We start from the raw sequence: 19,805 nt of genomic DNA on the forward strand, positions 1-19,805 counted from the left end.
ACAGACCAGCCCCCGAAACAGTCCCAGACCCTTTTCGATGGCCTGTAAACCCTACGCCCGGCGGGCTCAAATAAAATAGTCGGCCATTATAGCCCCAAGCCGCGGAAAGCCGCTATCTCTTTGGCGGTTTTCTGTGCAGCAGCAGTTGGCAAGGGTTGAGAGGGGGTAAAGGCAACAGCGACTGCATTAGCAACACGCTTCCGTTGATCAGGTGTATGTTCTCAGTTTCCTAATAATCAACAACCCGGTTCCGACCACTGTTTTTTGCGGTGTACAGACGCTGATCGACCCGTTTCATCAATTCACTGATATCCTGATGATTGGCCGGTTCTACAATCAGCTCACCGACAGATACCGTCATAAAGTCTGAAACGACGCTGTCCCTGTTCGGGACCTTCAGGCTCTCGATCTGCTGGCGGACCTGCTCACCCGAGATCAGTTCGGCTTTGCCCGGGGTAGCAACGGAAATCACCGCAAACTCCTCACCGCCAAGGCGAAAGGCATAATCACCTTCGTTGTGGCAGATAGCATTGAGCAACTGGCCTACCTTCTGCAGCGCATCATCGCCACAAGAGTGGCCATAGCAATCATTGAGCTTCTTAAAGAAATCGATATCGAACAGAATCAGATTGAGCGAGCTCTGGTAGATACAGATCTGTTTTAACTCATCACTGATCACGCTATCAAAATAGCGACGGTTATAGATCCCTGTCAGCTGATCGGTAATGGTGAGCTTTTCGAGGCTTCTATTCACCTCTCTCAACTGCGCTTCTACACGCTGGCGGGCATGTCTCTCGCGCATCAGACTTAAGGTACGAGAGGAGAGCCGATCATACATCATCATGATGGTGTCTATTAAAACCCGGACAGAATCGTTCATCTCCCCATTGGCGATAGCCTTTGCTTCCTCCAGACTACTACCAGAGGCCATCGCATCGATCGCAACGGCAAGGCGCTTATCATCATCGATAATATGAAACGCCAACCAGCGGATCAGAAACTTCAGGATATCTTCGACAACAACGTGAAACGGCTTGTGCTTGTCTTTCTTCTGCAGTTCCAGCACTTGCGGCAGGAAAGAGGAGTGGGCTGACTGATGGGAGACAAACCAGGGATCATCCTTAAAGCTCTCAGACCAGATCGCTTCCTCTGATGCAAAATGATAGTCCGCATATTGTGCCAGCTCTTCAAAGGCCTGATTAATTCCGCCTGGTTCCTCCTGGGTTAAGACATTTGCCAGATTATTCAGCAAATCGACCAGTTTTTTATGCTGCTCATCGATCTCGCGAACACCGGTTTCAAAGTTCTCACTCCAGGGGAAAACTTCAAAATCATCAAGGAAAGACTGACCTGACATAACGACCTTACAGTAGACAACCAAGACTAAAGGTCACGAATTGTACTACACACCACCAACACCAGAAAGGAAATAGTTAAGGCCCGCTCAACAACATTCCCCTTTGGTAATAGACTAAAGTCTTCTCGAGTAGTGAACTTGGTTTAAACCTTCACTCAAATATCCTGTTGGGATTCGTTCCTCATCCCAACCTGCACGCTAAAGGAAGTCCCATTACTTTTCACTGATGTCGTTTGACGATGAAAATCGTCGACTTTTTCGACGTGTATTTTCTATTCGTGTTTGAATTAGTTTCTCGTCACAAGCTAAGCTTTCAGTTGAGTTTTGTGTAGCGTCATGTAATGGAGCTTAGGACTTGCTTTCTACAGTTTCAGTGATATCGTGTATCGCCTAGAGCTGTTCGGATATAAACTGTAGATCACGGAAGATAAAACATGCTAATCCAAGCTATTGAGATATTCAACAATGGTATCTATCAACAGGATAGCGCGGAAATTTTTTTTGAAAGTCATTCTCAAAAAGAAATTCAACGTCTCCGGATGAAAATAACATCCTTACGTGAAGCTGGTGAACCAGCACTACTTAGATGCTCTCTTTGCAAAGGCTCTTTATACATAAAAGCAAAATCTCTTGAAAAAGAGAAAACCTACTTCCTTAGCCATTATAAAACCAACTCACATGAATCAGAAAGTTGTCCCCAGCGAAGTGGTTTAGGAATTCCGATAGAAGCACTAAGGGCACTTATATACAGAGGGGCACTTGAGAGCAAGAAACACTCAGAGCTAAAAAACCTTATTGCCAAACTTCTTAGAATTGACCTAAGCATACCTAGTGAAAGTATAAAAATAGAATCCCGTTTAAAAAATCACAATGAATGGCGGCAACCTGATGTCCAAGCCGAAGTAGGTGGATTTATAACTGCATTCGAGGTGCAAGTATCGACTGAAATGGCCTCTATGATTGCTGCAAGACAATATTTCTATGAACGTTTCGGCAGGATTCTTTGGATACTACCCTCTTTTGATCCCACCACTATAAAGCAAAGCCATATTGACATAGCTGTAACAAACCATGATCACCTCTTTGTTCTCAATGAGGAAATGGAAAACCTAAGTCGAGAAAAAGGCGAGATACATTTAATAGTCTGGATAAACTACCCTTTCATCGAAAACAACAGAATAAAGTATAGCTGGGTCAGTCAGGTTTCTACACTTTCAGATATAAAGTATCGAAATGGTCATGCTTTTGTCGTTGATTTAGAGAGAGAAGAAGAAAACCTTTCAAAAAACATAATAAAAAACACTCCGATAGTTTCACACATTAAAGAGCCTGACTCAGACAAAACCAGTTTAATGTCAAGGGAAGACTATCTTTGGAATCGTTGGAATCGCATCTGTGATTTTATTATTAAACCCGATGTAATACCAGTATTAGCTGAAAAGCTTGTTGATGAATACGGAGCAGGTCCCCAAACGTCCAAACTATCAGGGATCTTACTCAGAATGCACATGATCAACTGGCATTCCGAATTCGGAAACGACACTATTGTTAAACTTTTGCATAGCGCATACTCAGGGAAGTTATATTGGAAAACCCAAAACTGGAAATGGGCTTCCAACCTTCTATGTACGGAGTTTCCTAATTGGATAGGCCCATATCAATTACTGTTAAAAAAATCTGAAATTTGGAGTGAGGTTAAAAATTTAAAATCTATTAGACAAGCTGTAACACAAGCAAAATCCTCACCTTACTTTTTATCACAAAAAGAAAGAACTCTATTATCCATAATAGCACCAAATATCAGAAACAATTTAAGTAACGTTATTAGCCACTACTCACTAATTGACTACAAGTCTATGGGGTTCTGCTATGGTGTAGAGTTTGAAAATGGACCAAACAAACACTTACTTAGAGTTTCCTGCCCTGAGTTTCTAGGTTATGTTACATCCTGTCTTCGTGAAGAAGCTTCTGCCGAAAAGCTTTTTTATGATATTACAAGCAGTCTTAACAGATCTATTCACTCCGGAATTTGGTTATCAATGCCTAATTTACCAATCCTAGAGCCAATTTCTAAAAACACTATAAAAATCGACAGAAGCCTGCACAATAAATTTATTGATAAGCTTGAGATACAGATCACAAAACTTGAAAGCCAAATAACTGAGATTAAGAGTATTTTATAATAAATACGATCAGCCTCCCCTTAATAGGTGGTACAGTTAGCTCTCATGTTCAGAAGTATCATTACTCTATACCAAATTCACTCGATGCAAATGCTTTGTCTAATATAGACGCATCAACCACGCCTTATCACCAGTATCCAGCTTCGCACGCTCAATCCAGGGCATAAATACCCGCTCAATCCCCTGTCCTGAGTATTCCGCCACTCGCTGGCAGCCGCCGCCCATCAGGATGCGCAGGATAACCAGTAGGCTGAAACGGTCGAGGTCCGGGCTATAGTGGCCGCTGCCCTGTTGTAGGTCGGGGTGTGAATAACTGGGGCTGTAGCCACGGTAGGGGCGTTCAGCGATGGCGCTGCCGTTGCTGGCGGCGTTGGCGAGGTCGATCAGCCAGGGGCGGCCGTTGTGGATAATCAGGTTATTGGGTTTCAGGTCGGCGTGTATAACACCCTGCTGGTGCAGTTGCTGTATTAAGGCGATTAACTGGGCCATCAGTTGTGGATAGTTTGCAAAGGGCTGGGGGTTGTGCCGGATCAGCCTGGACAGGGTTTCCCCTGGCAGGGCGCGGTAGATCAGCAGGGCCTGCTGATCCTGCTGCTGATAGTCGATCAGCTCAGGCAGGGGCAGGCCCTCTAAGCGCTGTAGCCAGTGCGCTTCGTTGCTCAGGAAAAAACAGCTTTTGCCATCGGCAGCGGTTTTAGCGATATGGCTTTCGCCGCTGCGATGTTGCAGGCGCCAGATACCCGGCTGTAGCAGCAGCGGTTCAGTCGGGTACTCCGACTGTAGCCGCTGCCACAACAGCGGGTGTCCGGCGGACAATCAGATCTGCTCCGGCAACTGTAGCTGGGCGAAGTAGCCGCTGATAAACGGGTTGCTGTCGCCGTCGACCCGCAGCAGCAGGCGCGCCGACTCACCATCGCGGCTGGCTTCCAATGAGCTGGTAGTGGATTCCTGCAGACCGCTGCCATTGAGGGCTTCGGCCAGGCGGAACCAGTTCCAGATCCCCGGGAAGTCCTGGTGGATAAGTACCCGGTCGCTGCCTTTCACCTGCATCTCCAGTGCCTTGCTGTGCACTTCGGTATCAGGCCAGCTGAGGGTTTTCCACAGCGACGGGCCGTTACGGTAGCGGTAAAGCGGCATATCGTTGCGCAGCGCAAATTCTGTCAGGCCACTGCTGAGCGACTGGGCACGGATGGCAAACTTCAGCCCCAGCTTCTCGGCGGTGAAGAAGGTGGACTGGATCGACGAGGTCTGGGTCAGGCCACTCCAGAAGCGCTCATCCAGTGCCAGGAACTGGCCCGGCAGGAAGCTGTTCAGTACCGGGTCGCTGTTATCGCGGGCATTGAAGTAGACGATAAACTTATCCACAAAGGTGTTCATCCGCCCCTTAGGCCCGAAGAAGCCCTTAAAGGCCTTGAGGCTAACATCCTGATCGGAACTTGCCGTGAAGGGATAGAAGGCACCCAGCTGGTTGTCGTAGTAGCTGATCACATCCTCATGCCAGTGTTTATTCAGCAGCTCACGCACATCGGCCAACGCCAGCTGGTTGAGGTGCTCGGCGCTACCGCGCAGGAAGCTCTGCAGCAGGTGATCGTCATAGCTGTCCGCCAGGGTCGACAACTGGGCCAGCGGGTTTACCAGCTCCACTTCAGCCAGCTGGTCGAGGAAGAACTGCTCGCGGGACTTACCGCCATTGGCCAGTTTCAGCCAGGCCAGGGTCTGGGAAACCTGACGGGTCACCAGGTCCAACTGGCTCTGGCCGGTATCGTCCGGCTTCACCAGTTTGTGGTAGTTGCTGAACGGCAGTGCGATCGCATCGACCATCTTCTGCCGCGACTGCAGCTGTTCCAGCTTCTTGTGCTCTTCGCGTTCCGCCTGCTCGGCCTGCAACTGGCCCTGGGCCTTGGCGCCAACTTTGCCTTTCACCTTAGGCTGCTTCTTAGCTTTCTCCGGCTCGTCGACCGCGGTCAAAAGTTCAGCCAGCTCTGTGTGATAGCCGATCTGGCTATAGAGACGCTTCAGCGGCGAGAAGATCGGGTCCGCCACCAGCGCCAGCTGCTGGCCGGAATCGGCCCAGCCAGTTAACGTTACCCACTCAGTGTTGGCGGCGAAGCGTTGCCAGTAGCCGATATACTCCTCGGTATAGCGCTGGCGCAGCTTTCGGTTGATACGGTTCAGCTCCGCCTCGCCGCTGATGCGGTCGATCACGCCCTGGTAATCACGGATCGCGGTGCTGGCCAGGTCAAAACCAGTGTCGTTAAGCAGCTGCTGGAAACCCTCGCGGGTAAAGGCGTAAGGCACCAGATAGCCACCGAAACCGGGGCTGAAATCGAACAGCTGGCGGTAGCTCTGTCCCAGGCTGCCGCGCATATCTACCCGGCGGGCATACTGCGGCTGCTGCATGATGTGTTTGTAGAGCAGGTCACTGATGTCCTCTGCCGACAGTGAGGCCTTCACCAGCTGGATCAAGGCCTGGTCATCCTGCGGCGGCACGGCGCCGCTGCGGAACAGGTCAGTCAGCAGCAGGCGGAAGCGCTGCAACATCGCCACATCCCCCTCGCCCTCCGCCTTCAGCGACTCAACATAGTAGTCGGTCAGCGGTTGTGGATCCTTGCGTTTGCTGCTGTAGAGCAACTGCTGCAGGTTATACAGCTCCAGGGTTTTTACCTTGTCGTCCAGCTTGTTGTAGACGTAGAGATCCTTATAGAGGTAATCGCGCATGGTGATCAGCAGCAGATCCTGCAGCTCGCGCTGGTAAGCCACACGCGCCGCCTTGCCAACACCTGGGTCCGGTAGCCAGGACACCACGTACCAGGGGGTCTCTGCCTGGTAGATCAGGCTGATATCACGTAACTCGGACAGGCTGAAGATCGGGGCCGCCAGTTCATCCGGATTGGGACGGCTGGCCAGCAGGTTCTCCTTATAGCGATCCAGCATCTGCACAGCGCGGTTATCCAGTGCCTGATAGTAGTCGAAGTTGGCCTTCAGCAACCAGACAAAGAGCACAAAGCAGACCGCCAGACCACCGCTGAACAGCATCCGCAGGGCGGTATAGCTGCGTTCGCGACGTTTATTCACCCCCACTAGCCCGGATTCAGCGAGGATATCCCGGCGCAGCAGCTTTTTCACAAACAGGCTGCGACCCATCCCGGCAGGTTCACTGACCGGAGCGCTGGCATAACCCAGCTCCGATGCCAGTAGTAAGCTGAGGCGATCGACCGGGGCGCTGTCCGGCGCAGCATTGACGAAGAAGTAGCCACGGAAGTTAAAACGCTGGTCATCAAACTGGTTATCGTCGAACAGGCTGTGGAAGTAGCTTTCCAGCTCTGTCTGCAGCAGGCCGAACTGATAGGGTCCGAGCAGGATCGAATCACGGTAATCAGCATTGAGCTGAGCCTTGAGAGCCGGTGTCAGTTGGGCTGCCAGTCGCGCCTGCAACTGGGAAAAGGACTGGCTGAACCATTCCGGGTCGAAGCCCGGCTGTGGCTTCACCGGCATCATCGCCCCGAACGGCTCCTCCAGACGGTGCTCATCCATAGTAGAAAAACTCTGGCAGAAGTCCCGTAACTCGGCCATCTCGGTCACCACCGAGTAAACCGGCAGGTTCAGTCCCAGGCCCTTACTGATCTCGCGCAACAGCTGGCGCTGGCGGCGCGCGCCCTTGGCCAGCTGATCCTGTTCGGCATTCAGTAGCCGGGAGACCGGCACCAGCGCCAGTATGCCATTGGCCGCCTGTCGCGGACGGCGGGCAAGCAGCCGTTGCAGCAGGGTTGCCAGTGCACTGCTGAAACGTTCACCCTGCACGCTGGCGTCTATGGTCACCAACACGGCCCGGTCGCTGTTCCAGAAACGGATCGGCTCTGCCCGGTTGCTGTCACTTTCGTTGTCATCAAGGGTCACCGCTTCAAAGCCCATCTGCTGCAACAGCAGGCCCTCTGCAGCACGACCATTGCCCAGCATCAGGTACCAGGGGGTGTCATAGGGGCCGCGATCAGTGCGCGCGCGGCTCTGCCAGAGTCGGTCGAAGGTACGTATCAGCTTCTGCTTCTGCAGCGCGGCCAGACGCCGCGCCGCCAGTTCCTCCTCGGAGGGCTGGTTGAGCTTCCGATGGCGGTAATAGAACCAGAACGGCAGTACCAGCAAGGCACCAAACAGCAGCGACAGCAAGACCGCCAGCACCGGCTGCCAGGCCGGGGTCAGCGCCCACCAACCCGCTTCGAAACTGAAAAAACCAGACAGCGCAGCCAATAGCAGCGCGCACAGAATAAAAGGCCAGACCCGCAATTTAGGTGCCTCCATGCAAGATCCCCGTATTACTCTTTCGGCAGCACGAAGGCATCACTGATCCCCTCGGCCCGCACCTGTTTTGATATTGCCACCGCCTCTGAACGCTCAGCCGAGCGTGTCAGAATACGGTACTTATCCCGCCAGGGTTCGATCTCTGCCTCGAAGCGATCAAGCCGGTGCAGGGCAATAAAATCGCTCGCCAGCTGCGCTCGACTGAAAGTCCCCAATTGTACCCGCCAGGGGCGGGCCGGATCAGCAGCCACTGCTGCAGGTTGTTCAACCACAGTCGCCACTGGTTTGATCGGCGCTGGCTTCGTCGCCGCCCTGACAACCGCAGGCGCCGCCTGCTGGCGACCGTAGGCTTGGGCAGCCAGGCGCATCTCCTCATCGGTACTGAGATAGACCGCCTCTTTAACATCGGTCACCCCAAGGTAGGTCTGACTGAACTCCGGCAGGCGGACAAAATCACGCGAGCGCTGGTCGAAGGTGTTCTGATACCAGTAGCTGGTGCCGCCCCAGACCAGGCCGACTGCCAGCACAAACAGCAGTGACTGACGCACAAAGCGGGCCGGACGCGCAGGCTTTGCCGCGACGGGCACTTCGATACGCTCGGTGGCCTGAAACGGCACCGGTGGCCGGGCGCGAAAGATGATGGTTTCGATCTGCTGTTGCAGCTGCTCTAGCCGCTCGCGGCTACCCTGGCGATACTGGCCCCGGAAACCGATGCGCATAAACAGGTAGATCAGCTCCAGCAGGTCGAGCAGCAGGTTGGGCTGGGCCAGGGCTTTGTTGGCAACCTGATAGAACTGTTCGCCACCGTCACGCATTCCGAACAATTCAGCCACCAGGGTCTGGTTCTCCCAGCCACTGTCCTCGCCCCAGTCGCAGTGAAGGATAAACTCATCCAGCACGATACAGAACAGGAAGCAGCTCTTGTCGGCAACCGAAGGGGGATAATCGAGCCGGGCCACCTGCTGCTTCAGCTGGGTAATATTGCCTTTCAGCTGCTGACGGAAGCGCAGCAGGTCATCCGGCCTTGGCAGTCGCGACAAAGTGGCGCAAAGTACCAGCAGCTCACTGCCGGCGTTGATCAGCGGATTCTCATGACTGCTGAACTGCTGCAACAGCTCCAGGTCACGGCTACGGTTTTTCAGTGCCGCAGCGCCTTCCAGCCAGAGCCTGCGACCGCTGTCGGCAGCCCCGGCAGAAACGCCCGGCTGGGCTACCTCAATGGTAGCCTCGTCGAGATAATCCATTGTCATCAACACTTATCCCAGGGCATAGAGCTTCAGTTTAAGGTCGGGGATGCGTCCATCCACATGCAGCGCCAGTGCTTCCCGTTTTTCCAGCAGCTCCTGCCAGTAACTGTGGCGGGTATCGATCTCGATATAGCAGACATCGGCACGGGGTTTCAGCTCGGTCGGTGCCACCGGCAGGGCGCTGAGGGTGATACCGGACATACCGTTGCGTACCACTTCAGCGATCTGGCTCAGGCCGCAGAGTTTGGCCGCAGCCGGGAACAGTTGCGCCAGGGCGGCCGCACCGATGGAGGACTCGATACAGAGTACAAAACGGTGATTCTCCAGCAGGTGGAGATCCGCCACCGCGGCACGCAGCAGGCGGCGCTTTTCAAACAGGCTGCTGTCCCACTCATACTCCAGCACGCTGTCGCTCTGCACCAGTGACAACTGGTCGCGCAGGCGGGTGAATAATGGCGCGAAAGCAGCCTGCATATCATGGCTGTGCAGCGGGGGCAGCTCGGCCGCAACCGCCGGTTCAAAGCTGCACAACTCGGCAGAGAGGGTTGCCAGACGCTGGTAAACCTCATCGCAGGCAGTCGCGGGGTTCTCCAGCGTAGTGCTGAGCCAGGGGATCCAGCGATTGAGCGTCTGTAACCAGAGATACTCGCGCATCATGGTCTGTTCGCTCTTTCGTTCCTGACCGGCACTGATCCGCTGCACCACCATGCTGGCACGGGCGCTCACCAACACCTGCAGTTCCTTAAGGCGCTCGCTGAGCAGGGTTGAGGCGCCATAGTGAATACAGGCGGGGATAAAGCCCTGATCCAGTACCAGTGCCCCGCTCTCGCGACGCTCCAGTATCCGCGCCAGCGGAATCAGCGTCAGGCCGGTAATATCCTCGCCTTCCAGCATCAGCCGGGCGTTGACCTGTGCCACTTCGGTATCCACACCGTTGTTACCCGCCTGGCTGGCATCAAACAGGGTGACGCTCTCCCGGTAGTAACGGCGGTTTTCCGCCCGTTCACCGATATCGGTCTCCCCCTCTACTGCCATCGGCAGGGCGAGGAAGATACGCTTGTTCAGGGTGCCTTCCGGGATATCCAGCAGCAGTTCCTGGTTGCTCTCGAAGAAGCTGCCGTCCGGAAAGATGCCGCGACAGGCGGTCACGGCGATCTTACCGATTTTCAACCGTTCGCTGTCGATCTGTAAACCACTGAGGCCATAGCGCTGGCCACTACCCATGGTGGCCGCGTACTGCTCCACATAGTGGTGAAAGTGACGATCCTGTTGCTGGAAGTGCTGCGGGGCGATAAACATCCCCTCGTTCCAAACTACTTTACGATGCCGTCTCACTGCCATTCCCTCAGAAAATTTGCCACCAGGCGCGCTTAGGTGGTTCCACAATCGACACCAGCAACCCACTTACCCGAATCGAGATATCCTGCTTGGCAGGCTGGTCGCTGAGTTTAATCACTGCCTTGCTACTGGCATTGCTGTAGTCGGCAAACTCGGCCATCACGCCTAGAAAGCGTGCTTCACGCTGTAGCTCCACCGCCACTTGCTGCTGAGTATCCGGTGTTAATGGGCCGATACTCAGCACATCCACCAGCGAGTCGCTCAGTACCTTGCGGTCACCGTTATAGAGGTCGAGGAATTCTGCGTTCTGGAAGCCACCCAGCTCGGTCAACTGGTAGAGGCGCAGCACCAGCGGATGGGCGCTGCCATCGCCATAGGGATTGATATCCCCGGCCAGCTCGACGCCGATTTTGACGCTGTACGGCACGCTGACCGGGCTCTGGTTGGAGGAGGAGCAGCCCACCGCCAACAGCAACAGGCCCGCCAGCAGCCAGCGCGGTAAGAATCGTCCGGCCGTCATTTCTTACCCCGCAACTCTTCCACAAACAGTGCCGAAAACTGGCGGTGAAACTCCCGTCGCTCCAGCTTGCGGCTGAACTGCTTGCGGTAGAGCTTCCAGTATTTCTTATCGCGGCTGCCCCAGCCGGAGATGTAGTCATCAAAACTCTCCTCCAGCTGGCCGGGATCAAGCTCATCCAGAAAGCGATCCAGGGTGCGCTGCAGGCAGTCCATCAGTTGTTCATGGCCATAGGGTTCGGCCTGCAGGCGGCGCTGCTGTTCTATCAGCAGGTTAAGCTGTTTCAGGCCTTCATTCAGTTGCAGCTGGGCATCGCCGGACACTGGCTGATCCAGGGTGACCATATCGTTGCGCATCACCGGCCCCTCGTCGCGCATCTCCAACTCATCTTCAAACGGGTCGTAGCCGAAGCGGTCATCCGCCAGCACATTTTCGCGCGAGAATTGCGGTTCTGGCGTCAGGTCAGCTGCCGCAGCCGCTACCTCCTCCAGCGGCCAGCCGGACTCCTGAGCCTGGAGGTTTTCGGTATCAAACTGGGGTTCGCTCGCCATTGCCGGTTGATCTTCGGCAAAGGGGTCATCTGTCTCGCTGAACAGGCTATTCATATCGCTCACCAGCAGCAGGTAGCTCCCCAGTTTCAGGGTATCTCCATCGTGCAGGCGCTGGTGCTGCCCTCGCCCCAACAGCTTGCCGTTGTGATGGACACCGTTGGTACTGCGATCCGTCACCTGATAACCACCGCCCTGCGCGGGCGCGATCTCAGCATGAACCCGTGACAACTGGCGGTTAAAATCCGCCAGCTGCAGGGTACAGTCATAGGCCCGGCCGATGGTGCCGCCACTTTCCGGCAGAGCCACCTGGCGGTTGATCACCTGCTCGTCCGGAGGGACTTCAACCAGCTGTAAGCTTATGGACATAGTTAACTCTTCTTGCAGCGTTCCAGCGCCCGGTTAAAGGTGCTGAGGAAATTAGGGTTCTGGGTCAGGAATGTCTTGCCGAAATGGACGCTGAGGTCCTGACGGCGAAACGGTACCCTGCGGAAGTAGTCAGTCGGGATCCCCAGTGTATGCATTGAGTGCTCAAGCACCAGTTCATACTCCAGGGCCACATCCACATCCCCCTGCCACAACATCTGCAGCAGTGCATCGGCATCACGCGGTTTCTTCACCACGTTGTAACCGTTTTTCTTCAGGTAGAGCCATTTACTGGTATTGAACTTGGCACCGTAACGGGCCTGGTAGCGGGCCGACTCATCATCCATATCCAGCTTGACGCCGGGTGCCACAAACCAGGATAGCGCTTCGCTGATCACCGGCACCGAGGCCTGGGCGTAACGGCCGCGGGCAGCATTACTGGAACCAGAGAAGAAACCATCCATCTCGCCGGTCTCCACCAGCAGCTGCGCCTTGTCCCAGCGCATCATATGCAGCTCGTAGGGCTGGCCCATGCGACGCAGGGAGCACTGCACCCGCTCCAGCGCCACACCGGACATCTTGCCCTCTTCCAGGGTCTGGTAGGGCGGCCAGTGCTGGGTCGCCAGCTTAAGCCGCTCCAGCGCCTGGGCCGGGAAACTGAGCATCAGCAGGAGGCCACTCAGGGCTGCCAGCGGCAGCCCCTGTCTACGGCGGAGTCTGATCATGGTCACCTTATCAACAGGTCCTTATGTGATAGCGAGGCTGATCTCGCCCGCCTCAATCCCGACTTCAACCGCGCTGATCGCCAGTCCTTCGCTGAGGCGGCCGATACACTCTTCTGCCAGGCGCGGCATCAGTGAGCGGTTGATAATCTGTTCGATGGCACGACCGCCTGTGGTCGGGTCGGTATTACGCGCCACCACGAAGTCTACCAATTGCTGGTTCCATGTGAAGCTGGCTTTGTACTGCTCCTGCAATTTGCGGCGGATGCGGTTAAGGCTGATCTCGGTGATCTGCGCCAGCTCCTCATCATTGAGCGGGTAATAAGGCACCACAGTAGCACGGCCGAGGAAGGCGGGCTTGAAGAAGCGCTGCAGCTCGGGACGGATCTGTTCCACCAGCTCGGCATTGTCCGGGCGCTGTTCACTCTGGTCACAGACATCACAGATCGCTTGGTCAGCGGCGTTGGAGGTCATGATGATAATGGTATTGCGGAAGTCGACGGTACGACCTTCGCTGTCCTTGATATGGCCCTTATCGAAGATCTGGTAGAACAGGTCATGCACACCGGGATGGGCCTTCTCCATCTCATCCAGCAACAATACCGAGTAAGGATTACGGCGGATCGCCTCGGTCAGCACGCCGCCCTCGCCAAAGCCGACATAACCGGCCGGGGAACCAAGCAGCATGGAGATCTTATGCTCCTCCTTGAACTCGGTCATATTGATCACGGTCAGGTTGTCACCGCCGCCAAACACCTCATCGGCCAGCGCCATGGCGGTCTCGGTCTTACCGACACCACTGGGGCCACACATCAGGAAGACTCCCACCGGCTTACGACTGTCGGTCAGCCCGGCACGGGAGATACGGATACTCTTGGCCAGCTCGCTGATACCCGCCTGCTGGCCGATCACGCGACGGTGCAGGGCATCTTCCAGCGTCAGCAGCTTGGCGACCTCGTCGCGTACCATGCTACCCGCCGGAATCCCGGTCCAGTTGGAGATCACCGTGGCGATCGCCTGCTGGTCGACCATCGCATGAACCAGCGGCTGCTCCTGCTGCACGCCATCAAGCTGCTCCAGCAGCAGTTGCAACTCAGCCTGCTTCGCCTGATCGACGCTGCCCTGCTGGTGCTGTTCCTGCAATTCCGCTTTCAGGTTGCGCACCTGATCTACCAGCCCCTGCTCCTGTTCCCAGCGGCTGCTGGCGACGGCCAGTTCTTCGCCACGCAGTGCCAGCTGTTCCTGCAGCAGGCCAATCTGTTCTGCACCACCGGTAAAGACCGCTTCCTCCGCCTGCAGCGCTTCCAGCTCGCTGTTCATATAGCGGATCTGTTGCTCCAGCTGTTCGATCGCCTCCGGTTTGGCCCCCTGGGTCAGGGCGATACGGGCACAGGCAGTATCCAGCAGGCTGATCGCCTTGTCCGGCAGCTGGCGCGCCGGCAGGTATCGGATCGACAGGTTCACCGCCGCATCGATCGCATCTTCACGGATAAATACACCGTGGTGCAGGCTGAGGGACTGGGCCACGCCGCGCAGCATCTGGATCGCATCCTCGGCATTCGGCTCTTCGACCTTCACCACCTGGAAGCGGCGGGTCAGGGCCGGGTCTTTCTCAAAGTATTTCTTGTACTCGGCCCAGGTAGTCGCGGCGATCGACTTGAATTCGCCCCGTGCCAGGGCCGGTTTCAGCAGGTTGGCGGCATCGTTCTGTCCCGCGGTACCGCCAGCTCCGATCAGGGTGTGGGCTTCATCGATAAACACCACGATCGGTGTCTCGGAGCCTTTCACCTCATTGATGACATCCTTGAGGCGGTTTTCAAACTCACCCTTGATGCTGGCACCGGCCTGCAGCAGGCCCAGGTCGAGGGAGTGGATCTCAACGCCCTGCAGCGCCGCCGGAACTTCACCGGCGACCACGCGCAGCGCCAGTCCTTCCACCACGGCCGTTTTACCGACACCGGGTTCACCCACCAGAATCGGGTTGTTCTGGCGCTTACGGCAGAGGATATCGATCGCCTTGCGCACTTCTGCATTGCGGCCTGAGATCGGATCGATGCCGCCGTCGCGGGCCTGCTGGGTCAGGTTAACGGTGTACTTATCCAGTGCACCGCCCTCAACCGGTCCGGTAGCGGCGGCAGGTGCACCGGCCACCGGGGCGGCTGCCGAGCCCGTCTTGACCTTACTGATCTGGGCCTGCAGCGCTTCCAGCGACAGGCCACTGAGGGATTCCAGAGAGAGCTTTTTCAGGCCGAAGGCATCCGGCTGCTGTAGTGCCAGTAGCAGGTGCAGGCTGGTCACCTGCTGCTGGCCAAAGTTAACCGAGGCCAGCATCCAGGCTGCCTCCATCAGGTCACTCAACTGTTTACTCAGCGTCGGCTGGCCTTCGCTGCCCTGGGGCAGTCGGCCCAGCCGCGCGGTCAGCTCTGCCAGCAGGGTGCTACTGTCAATATTCTGCTGTTGCAGACACTGTCCTAAGTGGCTTTCCTTGGCGTTCAGTAGCTGCACCAGCCAGTGCTCTACCTCGATCGCCGCCACCTTCTGGTTCATCGCGGCACCGGCTGCCTGCTCCAGCGCGCCTTTCAGATCCGCTTCCAGCTTCGCAACCAGATTTCCCAGTTTTACCTGTGACATATTGAATTTCCCTTACTGAAGTAGAATTTTCCGATACTCCTCAGGCCTGAGATGAGGAGCGAGACAGTTGGCTTCACCCAGCCACACCCCGGCCCGTGGCCGGGAGGAAAGCAGAGGCTGTGCGATGAAGGCGCGTTTTACGTACAAATAGAGTTTCAGCTCACTACGCTCACGCAGGTAAGCTTCGGAGACCTGACGCAGCCGGGCAGCAAACTGCAGGTCCGACTGCAGGCTGAGATACTGGGCCTGATCGGCCGGTTCCACCAGAATTTCCAGGCGATGAAAGTTCATCTCACCGCTGCGGCCCAGCAACAGTCCCTGGCCAAGACGGTTATTCTGCGCACCGCCCCCCCTACCAATGCGGCTCAGGGTTGAGGCAGGCAGGCGGTACCGGGTCACGGGCGTTGCCTGCACATGGATCCGCAGTTCAAAGTAGTCACACAACAGCTGGCGCAGGCCATCGAGGCTGCGCAGGTTCATTCCCAGCAGCAAGCTGTAACCGATCAGCCCGGTCTCTGCATCCGGCAGCTGCGGCAGGGCCGACAACTGGGTCAGGCACTGGCGCTGTGCGGTACGGGTCACCAGGGCGCTGTCGCATTGCTCCTGCTCATCACGCAGCAGCAAGTTGCCCTTCTCGGTGACACCCTGCAGCAGCTGATAGTAGCGATGGTTAAACAGGTCGAGGAAATCGTTCAACGCCTGCTCTTCATCGTGCAGGCTGGAGAGCAATTCCTCGTACAGGTAATCGGGCAAGACACCGCGGGCCCCGGACAGTGCCTCCAGTCCCAGCTTGAGGCAGGTTTCGCTGCCCAGCCGTTCGACGGCCAGCACTTCGGCCGGATCGCCCTCGGGCATCGGTTCGGCTGTCAGGCGCAATTCACCACTGTCACCCATCTGGCGCAGCAGGCGGATCGCCTGGATAAAGTCGAGCTGGCGCTGCTTGGGCGCCTGCAGCAGCCCTAGAGACATAGCTGACTCCCATGCACCCGCGGATAGCTACGGCCACTGCGGTCACTGCCAAAATGGCGCAGCTGCAGCTGGATAAAGCGGTCGTAACTGCAGAACTGACGGTAAAAGCCGTTCAGGACCTCGCCCAGCAGGGCCGCCTGATCGCCCAGGGCAACCGCATCCAGGGTCACCGTTACTTCGGTGCCGGTGGCAAAGATATTGTGTCCGGCCACCTGCATCGGCGCTACCTGCTGGCGATAACTGACATCAGTGATCGTCTCCGCCTGACGGCAGCTGTTCCCCGGTGCGCAGAGCGATAGCAGGTCGCGCAATGCCTCGGCGGGTTGATCGGTCTGCAACAGGGTCGCAAAGTTGGCGTTCAGCAGGGCGATAAAGCGCCAGTGCAGGTCATTATCCAGCGCCGGATAGTGTGGCGCGCTGGGTGAATTCAGTAACTTCAGCTCGCCTGGCAGATCAATCGCCGCCAGGCTTTCGGCCACCGTACCCGCTGCGATCCGGCAGGGCGCACGGCCGTTACAGCAGTGCAGGTCAAGCGCCAGTACCATGCCGGTGCTGGGCTGTTCACTGCTCAGTGCCAATTCAACATGACGCTGGCCCGTTTCGTCATAACGCTGTCGGCTCTGCCAGCGGGCAGCGCTGCGATCCTGGCGGTAACGCACCTGGTAGAGCGGCCGCAGCTCGCGTTCACCGTCCGGCAGTACTTCACGCACCCGGTCGAGCGAAACCACTTCGATATCTGAATCGGCCCAGGCATCGGCCAGCACCGGCATCGACAGGCGGGAGAAATCATAGTTCAGAGGCTCGCCCGGGCGACGGAACAGGTTCAGTGCCGGTACTGTATTGAGGCAGAACACTGAGGCATCGAACAGGCGCAGGAATTCAGCGGGCAGGCCACGGACAAAGAAATTCAGCGTCACCGTTGCAGCGTCGATCCGGCTCAACTGCTCACCCAGTGCCGCAATACGGAAATAGGCGCCTTTATCCGGGTAGGCAAAGTAGTCCCGCAGCAGGTCAAAACCTGCGAATTGGTTGCCATGACGCGGCAACCACTGGAACCCGGGATCAGCCACCCGGCTTTGCAGTCGTTCGCCTGGCAGGGTCTGGTGCTGAGCACCATCAGGTGAAGAAACCGAGATCAGCTCGGTCTGCTGCAACAGGATCTCGATCAGGCTGGCGGCGCTGTTCTCAAAGCCCCTGACATAGAAGTCTAAATCGCCAACCTGTAGCTGGCTGAAGCGGCTGTCCGGATCACAGCAACTGAGCTGGATACGGATTACCGAATCGGCATGGCATAACTCCCCCGGCCCGGTAAAGGAGAAGGGCGCCGCTTCGGCATCAACCCGGTCGATCTGGAACGGGTAGACCTGCAGGTCGGCACAGGTCGTAAAGGTGCAGTCGCCCTGGGGCTGCGTCACAACCACTTCAGAGCCCTTTGGCAGCAGTACGTTTTCGTTCAGTTGCTCGGGATCGGTTTCCAGTGTCAGCGCAGTATAGCCCGGGATTAACTGCAGGTAGCCGGGATAGAGCAGGGAAAAAAGGTCCTGCAGCAGTTCCGGCAACTGCTCGTCAAGACGCTGCTCGGTCTTGGCGGTCAGCAGGGCCATGCCATCGATCAGGCGGCTGATATTAGGATCTTCGACACCACTCTGGTTCAGCTGCAGCTGGGCGGCCTGCTCCGGGTGGCGCTGGGCGAAAGATGCCAGCGACTTACGTACCGAGGCCAATTCACGCTCGTAATAGCGCATCAACTGATCAGACAATCTCCTGCCCCTCCATCTCCACCTTCTGTCCTGCCAGGCTGATACTGGAATCAAATACCAGGGCGTGACTGCCACGTTCGGTTTTCAGCCTCGCCAATAGCGAGAAGCTAACCCTGTTTTTATGCTCTTCACGGGCATGGACCTCGACCTGGACAGCAGCCAGTCGCGGTTCAAACGCCTTGACCCAGTCTTCCAGCTGACGGGCAAACTGTTCGTTATTCATCTGACTGCTGATGGTCTGCAGACTATCGAGGCCAAAGCGCAGGTTGGAGCCTTCCACCTGCTGCAGCTGCGGTGGCAGTTTCATCAGTGGCGCTTCAGAGTTCAGCAAACGGGTCAGCTGATACTGTACCGAAGCCACCAGTGCATCCTGCGGATCGCCATAGTGTTTTTCGGCAAGAAAGGCCTGCCAGAACACCATCAGGAGCGCCTCCCTGACTGATCGCCAGCCTGGCCCAGGTCGGTGGATAACACTACTTCACCGCAGAAATGATCGAACTGGTATTGCGGCTGCACCATCACCTCACAGCTGTAACGGCCATTGCTGCCCGGCACTTCCTGCACCCTGACCCGCCCTTTGCCGAAGGGATACTTCGCCAGCGTTGACTCATCGGCATCGATCAGGTTACTGCAGTAGTTGTCCATCCAGCGGCTGAGGTAGAGCTCACATTCAGCTGCATTCTGGAAGTTACCGATCATGCTGCGGATCTGCACCTTCAGATAATGTGCGATACGGCAGATCATCAGGGTGGTCTGCAACTGTCCCATCACCTGACCTGCATCGGATGCATCCGATTGCCACAGGGAGTTGTTGCCATAGAAGAAAAACTTGTCGGTCATACGGCTATGGCTAAGCGGCAGAAATCCCTGAGTGGAGTAAAACGCCGCCAAGTTGCCAAACAGGCGCACGTCGGTCTGGGGCTGTTTCAGTACCGACTGACTGGCCGCATTCGGTGGCAGGTTGATCACAGCCCCCTGGTATTGCTCCTGCCAGCGCGATTTCATGAAGCCGAACCAGCTGATGCGGTTAAACTCCCGCAACGCCACGCTGGCGAAAGCAAAAGCGGCGCTGCCCCAGAGACCGTTATGCCGACTACCGTCTTCGTTGTAGATAAAGCCGCAGCGGTGCCGGTGATAGGCCTTTCGCAAACGGATCTTTGGCATCGCCAGGCCGATATAGCGGCTGCTGGGCAGCTGTCTCAGGCGCTGCCAGCCGGTGTAGTCGGGCCCTTCCAGTATCTTTTCTATGCGGCGAATATCGGATAGCCAGTCGGCCCCATTTTCGCCAAAGAATTCATCGGCCGGTGACAGGATAAAGGGGCAGAGCACCTGCTCGCCCAGCTGTCCCAGCAGTTCGACGGTGTAGAGGTTGTCCCACTCGTCGTCATAATCCATCTCCATCGACAGGCCGTGATCGATCACCACCATGCCGAAGGGGTGTCCTCCCAGCGTATTCAGTTCGCGGTTTCCCATCAGGTTGTACAGCGTACTGCTACGCAGGGTGTTGGCACTGTTGATATCCTGGGACAGCTGCTGCCAGCTGGCATCAAGCAACTTCACCTCGATACGCTGGTAGTTGACCGGCAGGGTCACCAGGCTATGCAGGCTGCGCCAGCGCGCCTCCAGTGCCATAAATTCAGGGTGCTGCATCACCGCTGACAACTGCTGCGAAAGTTGTTGATCAAGGGCAGCAATCATCCGGTTCAGCGCAGCTTTCAGCCGCTCGGGACTGTGCAATATCTCGCTGTCCCACTGACTCAGGAGCACCAGAGAGCTCAGCAGGTAATCCTCCTGCTGTGGGTCCAGAGCGTTTAAGTCGTGCTGAAAGTCTTTAGAAAACATAGGCATAAGCAGGGCCCGTCAGGGTGACG

14 protein-coding genes are annotated in these 19,805 nt (G+C 56.4%); 1 reads left to right on the forward strand and 13 read right to left on the reverse strand.

From position 1 onward, the window contains the following. Positions 1 to 229: 229 nt before the first annotated feature. Entirely contained in the window at positions 230 to 1,357 is a 1,128-nt protein-coding gene (locus tag Q354_RS0118475; protein WP_027858896.1) for a GGDEF domain-containing protein, read from the reverse strand. Positions 1,358 to 1,791: 434 nt separating this feature from the next. Here Q354_RS0118475 and Q354_RS0118480 point away from each other — a divergent pair, with 434 nt between their 5' ends. Further along, positions 1,792 to 3,540, forward strand: a complete 1,749-nt coding sequence (locus Q354_RS0118480; RefSeq protein ID WP_027858897.1) for a DUF6035 family protein — start codon at positions 1,792 to 1,794, stop codon at positions 3,538 to 3,540. Between the two features lie 99 nt (positions 3,541 to 3,639). Here the strand turns inward: Q354_RS0118480 and Q354_RS0118485 are convergent, their stop codons facing one another. Genes Q354_RS0118485 through Q354_RS0118540 form a run of 12 tightly spaced genes read right to left on the reverse strand, consistent with a single transcriptional unit; the run spans position 3,640 to position 19,782 of the window. After that, positions 3,640 to 4,356 carry a protein kinase domain-containing protein gene (locus Q354_RS0118485; protein ID WP_027858898.1) on the reverse strand — a complete coding sequence of 239 codons (717 nt, stop codon included), beginning with the start codon at positions 4,354 to 4,356 and terminating at the stop codon, positions 3,640 to 3,642. Next, positions 4,357 to 7,836 (reverse strand): type VI secretion system membrane subunit TssM, encoded by a 3,480-nt coding sequence (gene tssM, locus Q354_RS26450; RefSeq protein WP_051560319.1) that lies wholly within the window; start codon positions 7,834 to 7,836, stop codon positions 4,357 to 4,359. Positions 7,837 to 7,850: 14 nt separating this feature from the next. Beyond that, on the reverse strand, positions 7,851 to 9,086 hold the full coding sequence (icmH, locus tag Q354_RS26455) for a type IVB secretion system protein IcmH/DotU (RefSeq protein ID WP_084332671.1): 1,236 nt from the start codon (positions 9,084 to 9,086) through the stop codon (positions 7,851 to 7,853). Positions 9,087 to 9,092: 6 nt separating this feature from the next. Further along, the gene (gene tssK, locus Q354_RS0118500) at positions 9,093 to 10,424 is read right to left on the reverse strand and encodes a type VI secretion system baseplate subunit TssK (protein WP_027858899.1); all 1,332 of its coding nucleotides are present in this window, start codon (positions 10,422 to 10,424) and stop codon (positions 9,093 to 9,095) included. Positions 10,425 to 10,428: 4 nt separating this feature from the next. Next, the gene (gene tssJ / locus Q354_RS0118505; RefSeq protein ID WP_036230630.1) at positions 10,429 to 10,941 is read right to left on the reverse strand and encodes a type VI secretion system lipoprotein TssJ; all 513 of its coding nucleotides are present in this window, start codon (positions 10,939 to 10,941) and stop codon (positions 10,429 to 10,431) included. Further along, a complete protein-coding gene (locus Q354_RS0118510) occupies positions 10,938 to 11,855 on the reverse strand; it encodes an FHA domain-containing protein (RefSeq protein ID WP_027858901.1) in 918 nt (305 codons plus the stop codon). The genes tssJ and Q354_RS0118510 overlap by 4 nt, the downstream gene beginning before the upstream one ends. Before the next feature lie 2 nt (positions 11,856 to 11,857). Continuing rightward, positions 11,858 to 12,577, reverse strand: a complete 720-nt coding sequence (locus Q354_RS0118515; RefSeq protein ID WP_036230633.1) for a substrate-binding periplasmic protein — start codon at positions 12,575 to 12,577, stop codon at positions 11,858 to 11,860. A gap of 21 nt (positions 12,578 to 12,598) precedes the next feature. After that, a complete protein-coding gene (gene tssH / locus Q354_RS0118520) occupies positions 12,599 to 15,205 on the reverse strand; it encodes a type VI secretion system ATPase TssH (protein WP_027858903.1) in 2,607 nt (868 codons plus the stop codon). Between the two features lie 12 nt (positions 15,206 to 15,217). Next, positions 15,218 to 16,174 (reverse strand): type VI secretion system baseplate subunit TssG, encoded by a 957-nt coding sequence (locus Q354_RS0118525; RefSeq protein ID WP_027858904.1) that lies wholly within the window; start codon positions 16,172 to 16,174, stop codon positions 15,218 to 15,220. Next, positions 16,165 to 17,934: a type VI secretion system baseplate subunit TssF gene (gene tssF / locus Q354_RS0118530; RefSeq protein ID WP_027858905.1), complete on the reverse strand. Its 1,770-nt coding sequence runs from the start codon at positions 17,932 to 17,934 to the stop codon at positions 16,165 to 16,167. Before tssF ends, Q354_RS0118525 begins: the two co-directional genes overlap by 10 nt. Continuing rightward, positions 17,927 to 18,355, reverse strand: a complete 429-nt coding sequence (gene tssE / locus Q354_RS0118535) for a type VI secretion system baseplate subunit TssE (protein WP_027858906.1) — start codon at positions 18,353 to 18,355, stop codon at positions 17,927 to 17,929. The genes tssF and tssE overlap by 8 nt, the downstream gene beginning before the upstream one ends. Continuing rightward, positions 18,355 to 19,782 (reverse strand): type VI secretion system contractile sheath domain-containing protein, encoded by a 1,428-nt coding sequence (locus tag Q354_RS0118540; RefSeq protein WP_245601087.1) that lies wholly within the window; start codon positions 19,780 to 19,782, stop codon positions 18,355 to 18,357. Before Q354_RS0118540 ends, tssE begins: the two co-directional genes overlap by 1 nt. Positions 19,783 to 19,805: the final 23 nt, after the last annotated feature.

The organism is Marinobacterium jannaschii DSM 6295 (genome assembly GCF_000620085.1).
GTDB lineage: Bacteria > Pseudomonadota > Gammaproteobacteria > Pseudomonadales > Balneatricaceae > Pontibacterium > Pontibacterium jannaschii.